This window comes from Ignavibacteria bacterium, assembly GCA_041649015.1.
GTDB lineage: Bacteria > Bacteroidota > Ignavibacteria > Tepidaquicellales > Tepidaquicellaceae > CAIKZJ01.
In genome coordinates this window covers 102,186-116,379 of sequence record JBAZNU010000004.1, presented here as the reverse complement: position 1 = coordinate 116,379, position 14,194 = coordinate 102,186, and the positions used below count along the sequence as shown (strand labels likewise).

General features: G+C 37.4%; 10 protein-coding genes. 3 read left to right on the top strand and 7 right to left on the bottom strand.

Translation table 11 applies throughout. The features are described 5' to 3' along the window. Positions 1-13 precede the first annotated feature (13 nt). Both WC644_08280 and WC644_08275 read left to right on the top strand, forming a co-directional pair. Positions 14-427, top strand: coding sequence for a response regulator (locus tag WC644_08280; protein ID MFA5011943.1), 414 nt, complete (start codon positions 14-16; stop codon positions 425-427). After that, entirely contained in the window at positions 424-1,923 is a 1,500-nt protein-coding gene (locus tag WC644_08275) for a response regulator (protein ID MFA5011942.1), read from the top strand. Before WC644_08280 ends, WC644_08275 begins: the two co-directional genes overlap by 4 nt. A gap of 72 nt (positions 1,924-1,995) precedes the next feature. Here WC644_08275 and WC644_08270 read toward each other — a convergent pair whose 3' ends face one another. The 6 genes from WC644_08270 to WC644_08245 form a co-directional block, all read right to left on the bottom strand. Next, positions 1,996-3,315 (bottom strand): YCF48-related protein, encoded by a 1,320-nt coding sequence (locus WC644_08270; GenBank protein MFA5011941.1) that lies wholly within the window; start codon positions 3,313-3,315, stop codon positions 1,996-1,998. 408 nt (positions 3,316-3,723) lie between these two features. Then, positions 3,724-4,929, bottom strand: a complete 1,206-nt coding sequence (locus WC644_08265; protein MFA5011940.1) for a HAMP domain-containing sensor histidine kinase — start codon at positions 4,927-4,929, stop codon at positions 3,724-3,726. Next, on the bottom strand, positions 4,926-5,969 hold the full coding sequence (locus WC644_08260) for a cobalamin-dependent protein (GenBank protein MFA5011939.1): 1,044 nt from the start codon (positions 5,967-5,969) through the stop codon (positions 4,926-4,928). The genes WC644_08265 and WC644_08260 overlap by 4 nt, the downstream gene beginning before the upstream one ends. A 214-nt stretch (positions 5,970-6,183) precedes the next feature. Next, positions 6,184-7,560 carry an MFS transporter gene (locus WC644_08255; GenBank protein MFA5011938.1) on the bottom strand — a complete coding sequence of 459 codons (1,377 nt, stop codon included), beginning with the start codon at positions 7,558-7,560 and terminating at the stop codon, positions 6,184-6,186. A 3-nt stretch (positions 7,561-7,563) separates the two neighbouring features. After that, positions 7,564-8,253 carry an outer membrane beta-barrel protein gene (locus WC644_08250; protein MFA5011937.1) on the bottom strand — a complete coding sequence of 230 codons (690 nt, stop codon included), beginning with the start codon at positions 8,251-8,253 and terminating at the stop codon, positions 7,564-7,566. A 106-nt stretch (positions 8,254-8,359) separates the two neighbouring features. Next, on the bottom strand, positions 8,360-10,777 hold the full coding sequence (locus tag WC644_08245) for a TonB-dependent receptor (GenBank protein MFA5011936.1): 2,418 nt from the start codon (positions 10,775-10,777) through the stop codon (positions 8,360-8,362). 432 nt (positions 10,778-11,209) lie between these two features. Between WC644_08245 and WC644_08240 the strand changes: the two genes are divergently transcribed. After that, the gene (locus WC644_08240) at positions 11,210-12,637 is read left to right on the top strand and encodes an MFS transporter (GenBank protein MFA5011935.1); all 1,428 of its coding nucleotides are present in this window, start codon (positions 11,210-11,212) and stop codon (positions 12,635-12,637) included. Positions 12,638-12,658: 21 nt separating this feature from the next. On the opposite strand, the gene WC644_08235 is transcribed toward WC644_08240, so the two are convergent. Beyond that, positions 12,659-14,185 (bottom strand): peptide MFS transporter, encoded by a 1,527-nt coding sequence (locus WC644_08235; GenBank protein MFA5011934.1) that lies wholly within the window; start codon positions 14,183-14,185, stop codon positions 12,659-12,661. Positions 14,186-14,194 lie beyond the last annotated feature (9 nt).

The window sequence follows — 14,194 nt, the reverse complement described above, 5'->3', positions numbered from 1 at the left end:
AAAAGGAGAAATCATGACAGAAGTAAAAAAGAAGATATTGCTTGTTGACGACGATCCTGACCTAATTGAACAGAACAGTACGCTGCTTATTTCAAAAGGTTACGATGTAGTATCAGCAGACAATGTACCAGATGCATGGGAGATGTTTAAACGCGAGAAACCGGACGCAGCAGTACTGGACCTTATAATGGAGGAGCATGATTCGGGATTCGTATTATCTCACAGGATAAAAAGAGATTCGTACGGAAAAACGATTCCGGTATTTTTGCTAACATCGGCAACATACGTAACAGGAATGAAGTTTGGTATAACAACATCAGATGAGCAGGAATGGATACACTGCGATGCCTGGTTCAATAAACCGATAAACATAGACGAGCTTTCAAACAAGCTTGAAGAATGTTTTGAGAAACAAAAGAAACAGTGACAACAAATAACGAAAACGTGGAAGAATACAGACCAAAGGTACTGATAGTCGACGACGAGAAAGGGCTGCGTATTGGTACGCAAAGGCTATTACAGAGCGAGAATTACGACGTAGAAACAGCGGACTGCGGAATGATGGGGATAAAGATGGGTACGGAAAAGGAGTACGACCTTGCACTACTTGATCTAAAAATGCCCGACATAGACGGAATATCAGTACTGAAAGAGATTAAAAAGGTGAGACCGAATACAGTATGCTTTATAGCTACTGCATACGCGAGTTACGAAACGGCAATAGAAGCGACAAAGCTTGGTGCATTCACATACATACCGAAACCATTTTCTCCTGATGAACTACTTCAGAATTTAAGAGCAGGACTTGAGAGAAGGATGCTAATACTTGAAGCAGAAAGACTGAAGAGAGAAAGAGAAGAAAGACTTCTGGAACTTGCAACGGAGAAATCGAGACTTAACACTATAGTCAGTTCACTTGCGGACGGTGTTTTTGTTGTAAACAAAGACGGAGAATTAGTTCTATTTAATCCTGCATCAGTAAAATATCTTGAGCTTAACGATATTATTCTCGGAGAAAAGATACTGAGCATACTTCCGCCAAAGATTGAGGAACCGATAAAATCGTTACTTGATTCGGAAGTATTTGAGAACAAGACGAGAAGCGCAGAAGTAGAGCTGAAACCGGACAGAGAGCTTGTGGTGGAGATAAAATGCTCGCCAGTCCCGCATCCAGACGGATCGCTTGCCGGCGTGGTTACGGTTATCAGAAACATAACCGAGATGAAGAAAGTTGAATATATTAAGTCACAGTTTGTGTCCATGGTTGCGCATGAGCTTAAGACACCGATGGCGGCTGTGCTTGGATTTTTAAATATAATACTCGATCCATCGTTACAGACATCACCAGAACAGCAGAAGGATTACCTTGGACGTTCGAAGAACAGGCTGCAGGGCTTGCTTGAGATGGTGAACGACTTGCTTGACATATCCCGCATGGAAATGAAGACAAAGCAAAGGGAGTTAAAGCTGCTTAACATAGGCGAACTCGTAAAGAGCACGACTGACTTTCTTGAGCTTGAGACTAAAAAACGCGGCATAGAGGTGAAGACGAAGTTTCACGATAACCTTCCCGGAATACTTGCTGACAACAATGAAATCACGAGACTGTTTACGAATATCATCGGCAACTCTGTGAAGTACAACAAAGAAAACGGATCGATTGATATTGAGGTATCTAAATCGGGTAATTTCATAGTTACACGTATTTCGGACACCGGTATCGGAATGAAGCCGGAGGAGAAAGCAAAGTTATTCTCGGAATTCTACAGGATAAAGAACGAGCATACACGCAGCATAAGCGGAACAGGGCTTGGACTTTCGATAGTGAAGAGAATCACAGAATCTTATTCGGGCAAGGTAGAAGTTGAGTCGGAATACGGCAAGGGTTCGACGTTCACTGTGTATCTGCCTTATACGAAGTAATAAAGAATAATAAAATTCAAAACCCCCCGCAGGAAAACTACGGGGGGTTTTTTAGTTATAAACAGATTGAAATCACTTCAATAGTATCATCTGCTTTGATTGTATAAAATTTCCAGACTGCATTCTGTAGAAATAGACGCCGCTTGATTGTTTAGTTCCGTTCCATTCGGTCTTGTATCTGCCTGTCTGAAGTCTTTCATTTACAAGAATATCAATTTCTTTTCCGTAAATATCAAACACAGAAATCTTCACGTCAGCTGTTTGAACAACATCAAACTCAATAGAAGTTGAAGGATTAAACGGATTGGGATAATTCTGCGACAACGAATAAGATGAAGGGATTTCAGTTGATAAATTATTAACATGAACACCGCCATTAGTCGTGTGGCAAATACCTCCATAATCTGAAGTAAGGCCGCCATTATTTGCGTCAAAAAAATTAATACTAAAAATAGAATAAGTCAAAGGAATTTGCTGCCAACTCCAAGAAGTACCTCCATTGTTAGTATAAAGAACATAAGGATTTTGAGTGCCGTCTGCTTTGGTTCCAATCCAACCTGTATTTGCATTTATAAAGAACACAGCCTTATTGTTATTAGCAGGTCCCATTCCAAAAATCGGAACATTCTGCCAAGTATTTCCGCCATTTGTCGTTTGTCTAACTAAACCGTTTCTTCCTACAATCCATCCGTTATTAGCATCTGAAAAAGACATCATATTATAAGCAACCTGCACATTGCTTCCCCATTGGCGTATCCAATTCAAACCGCCGTTTGTAGTTTTGATAATAGTATCAGCAGTAGTAATTTGATCACCTGCAGGGAAAATCCAACCGGTATTAGTATTTAGAAAATAAGGCAATCCGCCGATAGGAGGTGATAAAACAAACCAGTTAGAACCACCATTTGTTGATTTGTAAACACCGCCTCCGGTGTAATTTGTGTTAAACAGAAGCATCCATCCTGTATTTGCATCAACAAACTGAATATACATACCAGCATCATGAACGGGGATTGAAAGTTTTGTCCAGCTATTCCCGCCGTTAGTTGTTTTATATGCAACTGCTCCGTTCCATTGATTAAAATTACCTTTTGTACGGACAATCCAGCCTGTTGACGGATTAATAAAAGAAATACTTTGAGCCGGATCGCTCCAAGAGAATAAAGTATCAACCGGTTCCGGATTCACGACAGTCCAGTTATTTCCGCCGTTGGTCGTATGAAGCAACTTGCCGTTTCCGGCAGATATCCAGCCCTCAGAAGCGCTCACAAACTGAATCTTACCTAAGATTTCATTTCCAAGGGGGCTCGTTTGCTGAATCCAGCTTGACTGTGCGGATAAAGTCACAGTAAATAATAGAGATATCAGAATAATGATGATTGATTTTTTCATGATAGTTTCTTTCATAATGAATTATATAAAATGTTATTATAAATATATGGGAAATAATAGTTTTCTGAATTATACTTGAGTATGATATAATTTCGAAATAACAGAAAAAACCAAATAGTTTTCCAAGGGAAAATTATGTTTAATTGATTACCGTGAAAATCACGGAAATATAAAAACCTATATAATTTGTTCTGACAATAGGTCTCATGTATATCAGAACATTAATAATAATCATTAAAAATTCCAAATTTAAACAGCTTTTATCAATGTATTTATTATTGCTCAACTTAACTTAATAAAAGTTTATGATACCAACGATTCACAATTTATTATACTTATATTGGAAAAATTTGTTTCCGACCGGATTAGAAAAAACTGTTGCAACAAAAGATTATGTCGGCTATAGTTTTAGGTTTTTTGTTTTAAGTTAATGCTAATAAGAGGCAATGACACGAAGAAAGTGGTCCCCTTCCCCTGTCGACTTTCAACCCAAACTTTACCTTTATGTGCTTCCACAATATTCTTTACAATATTTAAGCCCAGACCTGTACCTTTTTCGCCGGATGTACCGGTACTCGATATTTTCGAAAATGGTTTAAACAGGTTATCCATGTTTTGAGGTGGGATTCCGATTCCTTTGTCCGAAACAGAAAACACAGCATAATCCTTGTTAGTTTTAAGTTGAATTTCAATGCTTGAATTTGGGAATGAAAACTTAATCGCATTACCAATCAAATTATTAAGAACCTGAACTATTTTATCTTTGTCAATCGATAAATAAACATCCTCATCGGGTTTTTCGAGTATAAGTTCAATGTTTTTTTTTCCCGATATTATTCTGTTCAGGTTTAAATTTTCCGTTAACAGTTCCGAGAGATTTGATTTTGTGAGTTTTAGATTAACCTTTCCCGACTCGAAAGAGGAAAAGACAAGAAGGTCGTTTATAAGTGTAAGCATGGACTGACTGGACTTGTATATATTCTGCAGGAATAGGATATTGTCCTCAGTCAAATTACTTCTATCGCCTTCGAGCATTAAATCAGAAAATCCGAGAATTACAGCAATTGGATTTCTCAGGTCATGAGCAGCCATACCAATAAGCCTGTTCTTGTAAGCGATTAATTCATTAAGCTCTGAATTCTTCTTTGCCAGTTCTCTTTGAGTATTTATCAGGTCATTATTAAGTCTTGTTATTTCATTTAGCTGAATAACTTCCCTATCATTATTCTTCAAAGCATTAATTTCTTTAGTAAGAGAACGTATTTTGTTAACATGCTCATTATTTATAATCAGCAGTTCATTATACAAATGAAACAAATAAGAATTATTATCCGAAACAATGACAAAATAACCTTCATCCAATTTAATTCCGGAAAACAAATAGGGTAAAAAATGATTGCTGAAACCGCACTTTATTTCGTAAGAGATTACAGAATTCTCAGAATCAAGTTTATTGAAAAAATCATCGCTTTCATAAGGATTCTCAAGACTAAAAAAACCGCTGAAAGATTTACTTACTGGTTCTAACGAGTGAGTAATTAAATCATTTTTATATACGTGCTTTAATATCTTAGCCTCGTCGAATAAAGCAGTGATACCTTTGCCTTTAATCATTTCAAATTTTTAAATAATTCACGAGCTCTATTTACTGCTGATTGTGCGTCGGATGCAAAGCAATCCGCTCCTACTTTTTTCCATAACTCTTTATCCTTATTAAAAGGATACCCCCCAACCATTATTTTAACTCCGTTTTGTTCCGTACTGCCTTTTATTGAGTTAATAATAGTGATGGCAGAATCAAGATTTGTCGGTATAGTAGTTGAGACAGCAACAAGGTCAGGATTCATTTCTTTTACTGCATTTATAAGGTCTTTCACAGGTGTATTCGCTCCATAAAAATACGTATCCCAACCTTCCATCTCAAAAAAATCAGAAACCATTCTTATTCCGATTTCGTGCAGTTCGCCTGAAACAGATGTGGCAATCATCTTTTTGCCTATTCGTTCATGCTCAAATATCAGCGGATAGAGCTGCGACATAACGAGCTGAGTAACTGCTGTACAATAATGCTCCTGAGCAACTGAGATTATATTCTGCTGCCACAACCTGCCAACTTCCTTTTGAGTAACTTCAAAAACATAGAGGTAAATATCCTTCAACTTTGATTTGTCATCACCAACTTCGTTAAGTATTAATCTACTTGCTTCGCTCCTTTCGTTTCTTAACAGCCTGTTAAGATACTCAGCTGCAAGATTATCATATTTTGATTCAGGTTTTATAAAAGATGGGACCTCGTCCGGCAAGTCATCAAGACTCTTTAAAGCAGAATCTATGTATGAATTTATTTTTGATGCTGCTTCTATTTCAAAATATTCGCTGTTAACCTTTTTAATCAACTCAAGATTTTCCTCAAGCATATTATCAGGAAGTTTTATGGATTTAAAAAATACCTTTGCCCAGGCAATGTAATCAGAGAAAATCTGAGGATTTTCGAGTGTAACAGAAGTCAATAAATAATTCAGGTGGTATTTATTATCCTGAATTGTATGTTCTCTTCCTTTTGCACCGTACTTGAAGTATAGAGGATTACCGTCATATTGTATAGCGGTTAACTTTTCCGCAAGTGTATCAATACTATTCCTGAGTACTTCCATGACTAATAAATTTGGTTAACGTCAATGTATTAATTCTTAAGAAAACAAAAAATAGTATTTTATGTACACTTAATTATGAAGGTAAATCATATTTAAAGAAATATATCCCGATGAGGTATGAGTGCTATATTATTTAAACAGCATGGGCTCTCGAAGAACCGGTAAAGAAAATGAACTTCAAGTACATTAGTAATATTGAACGTATGCCGTATTCTTAACTATGCATTTTGCCTCTTGTGAGCGAGGCAAAAATTCCGAGGAAGCAAAGGAAAGCAAAGAGAGCGAAAGCTATTTTTATACTTAGAATTAGCTGGGTATGGTTTTCGGGTTTAATTTCTGCTTTTCCCATAAGCACAGACAATATGACAATAACAATAGCCATGCTCAGCATTTGACCTGTGGTACGCATAAAAGACAATATTGCTGAAGCGGTTCCATAATCTTTCTTTTCAACAGAGCTCATTATGGCGTTTGAATTCGGAGAAGAGAAAAGTGCGAAGCCGACTCCGAGTACTGCGAGGTTTAATATTATATATACTAATGATGTATCGCTTGTCACAAAACACAAAAGTCCGAGGCAAACAGAAATCAGCAGCATTCCGGCAGAAGATACGTAGCGAGGTTCTACCCTGTCCGATATTCTTCCAGATATGGGCGAAAAGAATGCCATTAGTACAGGCTGTGCAATAAGAACTGTACCAGCCTGCTGAGGAGACATAACTTTTATATTCTGCAGATACAGACTAAGTAAAAAACTAATTCCTGCGGTTGCGCTGTAGTTAATTAGTGCTGCAGTATTAGAAAAGGTAAACACTCTATTGTTCCTGAATATATTCAACTCAAGAACCGGGTGTTCAGCTTTTTCAGAATAAATTTTATAATATAATAACATCCCCAATCCGAAAGCTGCTGCAATAAAACCCGATACATTTGGTATGAATGATATTCCAAGCATAAGAGAAATTATAGCTGTTACGAATACGGCGGATCCCTTTATATCAAACTTTTCTCCTTCTGCAACTTTCCATTCCTGATTTAAAAAGAAAAGCATCATAAAATAAACAATCATTGAAACAACGAAACTGAAATAAAATATGTACCTCCATCCGAATTGTTGAGTGATGATACCGCCGATAAAAGGTCCAGTGGAAAGACCGGTATAAATCGAAGCGGTTAAAACTCCGAGAACTTTTCCTCTTTTTTTTGGCGGATAAATAGAAACAATTATTGAGAATGCATTAACGAAAATAAACGAAAGTCCGATTCCTTGAACAGCTCTTAAGATTAACAGCATTTCTGCGGATACCGAAAATCCTGAGACAAGGCAGCTTAGAGCAAATAACAATACACCGGCTTTAAAAAACTTTGTTCTTCCATAAATATCAGAAAGTTTTCCTACCGGTATCAGTGAGGCAGCATTCGCGAGTGTGTATGATGTTGCAATCCATCCGAGAAGAACAGCACTTGATGAAAACTCTAATGAAATAGAAGGCAAAGCAACATTAATTGCAGAGCCCATAAATGACGTTGTGAATGATGCAATTACCGATATTGCAAGAATTAAATATGGAGAGTTCTTAAGCTTATACAACTTTTAGAACCTGTATGTTATACCCGCTCGTGTTGTAAGATACATCCCAGTGCTTATACCTGCAACATTAACGGGTGCCAGAGTATCTTTGGTTATTGTGTAATCTTTTACAAAATCTGATTTAACAAAATTATACTTTACGACGACATCGACAGATAGTCTTGGAGATACTTCGAAAAAAGTACCAACACCAAGCGATAATCCGAATCCGGTTTGTGTTTCTTTAACAAATGAATTCGAAGTTATTTGAGAACCCGTTATAATTATGCTGCCGCCGAGTCTTTTATCAAAGTTAGTTATGTATGCACCAAGCTCTGCAGTTCCATAAGGAACAATAGTCTGTGTAATCTTATCAAATTTGTACCTGATTCCTGCCGTGATGGGAATAATTGAAGACGTCCATACATCGTTCATTGTTGTGGTCGGACTCAATTGTGCCAAATCATCGTTAAGGTTTTCATTCCTGAACGTAAATTTACTGAAGCCTGTCGTGAGTAGTAATTCTATCTCGGGAGTTAAGACATATCCTACGTTGAACTCACCCGAGAAATCAGGTTTATACACATTTGCGAGTTCTGTAACAGGGATACTGTATCCTGCATTAATTCCTAAACTTACTTTATACTTATGCTGAGAGTATCCTGATACAGCAAATACCGCAATAACTGTTATGATTAAAAATAGCTTTTTCATTTTCTATTTATAGTTTTATTTTCACAATTTTGTTTAAAGATAAAATAAACTATAATAAATTATTTTTGAAGTCCAAATAGTTCAGTAGTTCTATGGTTTAACAATCTTAAAAATCAAGTTTCAGTTTTGCATAAAAATTAATTCCCGGTTCGATTACAATCAATCCTCTGTTTGAGGATAAATGATTTCTGAATTCTTTATCGAAAATATTTTCAACTCCCGCAAAGAGCTGCAAACCATAATAGCTTATCTTTATCGGAGAGGAACTCACGCCGATATTGAAAACACCATAACCGGGCGTATTCAGCTCACCTGCGGCTGTATAATCCTGCTTATCATAAAGTATTGTGTTAATATCAAAATTAACATAATTCTTCAGAGAGAACTTAATACCAGCCTTGCAGTTCAAAGGCGGTATTAACGGCAGGTTTGTATTATTCTCAGTATCCTCTCCTCTAACGTATGAAAGGTTTCCGTAAAACACAAACGACCTATAAAAGTTGTACATGACTTCAAATTCGTATCCGTAGAGTCTTGCCTTACCAATATTAGTTTTTATAAACGCGGGTCTATTGTCATAAATACCTGGGACCTCAGCGACAAGATCTTCAAACGAATTAAAGAAAACGTTTCCGGTGAAGGTAACTTTATCCCTCCAGACTCTGAAACCAAGGTCGGCAAAATATCCTTTTTCAGGAGCAAGTTCAGGATTACCGACTCTTATCGTGCTTCCAAGGTCTATGTACTGATACCTCTCTTCAAGCGAGGGTGAGCGGAATGAACGCGAAATATTTAAAGTTACATCGTAATTTTTTGTGATTGAATATATAGCACCTACATTGGCGCTCCATGATACATCGTCGACTTCATTTGGATTCCATACGATTTTCTGTCCTGTGGGTGAATAATTTAACACTCCGTTTGTAATATCATAAGCCGGCTGTTTTGCCAAAGAATTAGTGACCTTTATTTGATCTACTCTTCCTCCTATGCTTATTTTCAGTTTGTCGTTTAAAGCTTTTATTTCGTCCTGAACATAAGCGCCTAAACTTCTGTAATCAGCGTCAGGGATTGGTTTCTCTCCGATTGTCTTCAGAATTGTACTCGTTATGTTACCCGAAGTAGTATCATAATTTTCAATCCTCTGATTTCTTTCGCGTTTAGAATCGAGAGCTCTCATCCATATATCAATGCCCGTAATTAGATAATTGTACTTCCCTATCTGCCAGTCAGCTTTGAACTGCAAACCGTTAGTATAATGTCTTGCATTAGGAGTAATGCTTAATACATAAACTTTCTGTTTGGTTTTGCCCGACGGAGTTTTTATAGTCTGCATCTGGTTTGGAATATTCTCAACATCTCTTAAAATTGACTGATAGAAATATTTCACTGATAATTCTTTCAGGGGCTGAATTAAATTCTTTATTTTATATTCACCCGAAAGCATGTCCCTATCTTCTCTGGGATAAGTAACAACTGCTGAGGTAGGGAACAATGTACCGCCGCCCGGAAGCCCAACATCTGTAGCTCTGTACCGCTGGTATGAGAATCTGAACTCATGATTTTTGAGAGGTCTAAGTCCGAGATTCAAACTTATGTTGTTATCCTTAAACTGAGAATTCGGCAGTTCGCCATTTGGAGTCATTGTATTTCCTGCATCCCTGATACTTCCGCTAAGCTTAGCAAAGAATTTTTCGTTCGAAGCAAATATTGAAAGCCAGGAATTAAGACCTTTGTTAACGGAATTATATCCGCTTAATAATGAGGCACCATAAATAAAATTATTACTGAAATCTCCGTTCTTCGTGAACACATTCACTACACCGCCGAAAGCACCCGTACCGTATAAAGAAGAGACACCGCCTTTTATAACTTCAATTCTATCAAGGTCATTAAGGTCAACGAGTGAAAGGCGGGCTGCAAGGTCGTTAGCAGTTTCAACCCTGTTGCCGTCTATATTCATAACGACATTTGCCTTACTAAGACCGCGAATGCTAACGTCAGTAGCCCATGTACCGTCTTTAGTAACTGAAATACCCGGTTTATATTCAAGAGCATCGCCGATAGTCTGATACTGTCTTTTCAGAATATCATCATCCGTTACCACTTCCATCGGAAGCGGGACATCTTTCAAAAGAGTCTGATACCTGACAGAGGAAACATTTATTTCTCCTGTTGTGATTTCGCTTACAGTAAGTTTAATATCTAAAGAAGTTGTCTGCCCTTTTTTAATTTCGAACTTAACAATACCCGATTTATAACCTTCGTGGTAATAATTCAATGAATAGCTTCCTTCGGGCAGGTTGTAAAATGCAAAATTACCTCTCGCGTCGGATTCAGCTTTTAGTTGTTCATCCTGTATCTTATTTTTTTCGATAACTTCCGAAGGTGATAATGTAAAACCCGTCCCTGAAACGTACATTCCTGATTCCGCATCTGAGACGACACCTTTAACTGAAAGAGTCTGGGAATATAAATTAAACGAAACAAAAATAACAAATACGATTGTGATAATAGGTCTCATATATTTCTTTAATTAATCAAGAAAGTAAAATAATGCTTTTAAAACTGAACTTAAAGCCAAAACGAAATCCATTTTAAAGAATATTAATAAATTTATAGATTCAGAGGTGATTTGGGAGGGAAAGCGAGGTTACTTTAGCATTCTACGGGTATTATGCTATAACGCAGGTATATCGCAGGCATATCGCAGGCATATCGCAGGCATACATAAAAAAGTGATAATTAGGAGGGGTGGATGTTAATTAGGGATTTTGTTTGCTGAGGGTGATTTACAAAACATTAAGTTGGACTTAGTGAGAAATTGTTTTTTTAATAATTACAACACAGAATTAACATCTAATGTTAAAATTAATTTTAATTAAGAGAAACATCAATATTAAATTCTATTTCTTTTCCCTTTAAATCTCGGGCATCTTAATATATTTTTACAGGAATGAGAAAACACATAGCATTAATAATAAATCTATGCCTTATACATTTTCTTTTAGGGCTTGATATTAACATAGTCAGCGTTTCGCTGCCTTCGATATCAACACACTTTAATGTTGATGCAGGGGTGGTTTCGCGGGTCGTGTGGGTATATTTTTTAGTGCTGACCTGTTTTCTACTTGCATTTGGCAGGCTTGGCGATATAAAAGGATTTAAGAAAATCTATATAGCGGGAATTATCATTTTTCTGAGCGGAAGCTTTCTGTGTTATTTAGCGAATGACTTCAACCTTCTTGTAGTATTCAGGGTTTATCAGGCATTCGGGAGCGCAGTTCTTTTTGCACTGACCCCTGCTATCATAGCCGCAGAAATTCCAGAGGATAAGCGAGGAAGAGTTTACGGAATTAACTATTCGTTCACGGCATTAGGCGGAATAATCGGCAGGGCTGCAAGCGGTTTTATAATAGAAGGTCTCGGCTGGAATTCAATATTTCTTATTAACATACCTATCGGAATAATTGCTCTTGTAATGACTTTCAGGTATCTTGATAATTTTTATAATTCAGAAACCAAATCAAAATTCGACGCGGCGGGGACTATTATTATTTTCCTCGGACTATTTTCCCTGCTGTACGGCATTAATACAGGCGACTACTTCGGCTGGACTTCGTTTACAACAATATCATTGTTTATTGCTGCGGTTATATTAATTACTTCATTCGTTTACCGGCAGAATAGGATTAGTTATCCGCTGCTAAACCTGAATATACTTAAAGACAGAAACGTATCCTTTTCAGTACTTTCTTTTGTTTTTGTTTATATAATCACAAATGGAATGATTTACATCACTCCGTTTCTGCTGCTATGGGTAAAGGAATTCCCAAAACAGGAAACGGGTTTACTGATGGCGGTACCATCGCTGCTTCAGTTTTTTTCGGGATATCTATCGGGACATTTTTCCGATAAAATTAATTCCGGAATAGTCAGGATAATCGGTATTGCTTCAATAGCAGCCTCACTTTTACTATATTTATACATATCGCCGGAAACTGAAGTAATAATAATTATTTTAATACTTTCCTTCTACGGATTTGCAATAGGTTTCTTTATACCTTCAAACACAAACAAGATAATGACATCAGCTCCCGCAGAGCAGAAAGGGATTGTATCAAGTTTTATGACAACTTCAATAAGACTAGGTTCGGCGCTTGGAGTTGTGATTTTTGGTGCAGTCTTTTCCTACTTTGTTCCTGAGAAAAATCCCATACAGAGCGGAGTAGAGCCCGCAGTTTTATTATCGGGATTCAGAGCGACTTTTGTATGGGGATTTGTAGCGGCGATGATAGGATTATACTTTGTAGTGAGGAGCAGGAATGGGGATGCAGGGAAGAGAAGATCCCCGATAAAAACATTCGGGGATGACAACCTATAGAATAAACTAAAATAATTCTATCTACCTGACGCCATGCATTATTTTCAGCATTGGTTTCACGAGGGCAAACAGAATCAAAGCACTTATACCTGCGAGCCCGACAAATATGTAAAAGAAATCAACCGTTGTGTTTATAGGAAATAATCCGAGTAAAACAGGTTTATGATTTTCTGTAGGAAAGAAAGCACTAAGCACTCCCGAAAGCTTGAACGATGTTCCGAGCGATAAAAACCACACAGCCATAAGAACAGAGCCGAACCTTATCGGTGCAAGTTTTACAATCATTGAAAGACCAATCGGCGATAATGAAAGTTCTCCTATCGTTAATACAAAATACATTATTATCAGCCAGAGCAGGCTTACTTTCACACCCGGTGCGAGAACATTAACCGATATTGCAAGGATTAAATAAGAAAGTGCCATAAGCAACAATCCAAGAGCGAGTTTAAAAGGAATGCTGGGTTCTTTATTTGACTTTGATAGAAACGTCCAAACAATTGCCATGAGCGGTGCAAACAAAACTATGAATAACGGTCCGAAAGCCTGCAGGACAGAGGGCGGCAGAGTCCAGCCGAATAATGAACGGTCAACCTGATTATCCGCGAAGTAAGTTAATGAGGAGCCAATTTGTCCGAACGAAATCCAGAATACCATTGTGAACACAATAAGAATGAACATTGCCACAATTTTCTGCTTTTCTATTTTCGTCAGACTCCTGTCCATTATTATTGAAAGAGGTGCCGTGAAGAAAGTTGAATAAATAAACGAGCCAATCGTATCATAATCCAATAAAAACTTAAACACAACAAATAAGACTACAAAAACAGTCAGATTGATTACCATTTGTTTTTTGCTTACGCCCGATTTATCTGTTTTTTCCGATTTGAGTTTTGCCGGTGGTATATCTCCTACGGGTGTACCATCGGGTTTGACAACATATTTATTTTTCAATGGAATAAAAATAACAAGACTTAAAATCATTCCGATACCTGCCGCAAAATAGCCCCACTTGAAATCGGCTATATTCCCTGTATTTCCAAGGAAACCGCAGATTATCGGTGCAAGCAATCCCCCAAGATTTATACCCATATAAAAAATCGTGAAGGCGCTGTCAATTCTTTTATCATCTTCGGGATAAAGCTGTCCTACCATTGATGAAATATTCGGCTTGAAGAATCCGTTTCCCAGACATAAAAGAACAAGCCCTGCATACAGCAGACCCGAAGCCATTGATTTATCCGCGTACAGCATACCGCTTGTAAAGAGTACGAACTGTCCTAATGCCATTAAAGCACCGCCCGTAATGATTGATTTTCGATTTCCAAAATACCTGTCAGAAACAAATCCTCCAATTAGTGCGGTTATGTAAACCATACCCGTATAGTTTCCGTATATAAGGTCAGCGAACGTCTTATCAAAACTCAATGCCTGAATCATGTAAAGATAAAACACTGCCTGCATACCGTAAAAGCTGAAACGTTCCCACATCTCAGTAAAGAACAGCAGGTACAGCCCTCCCGGGTGTTTAAGTCTCTGAGTATTATCCATAAATTATTT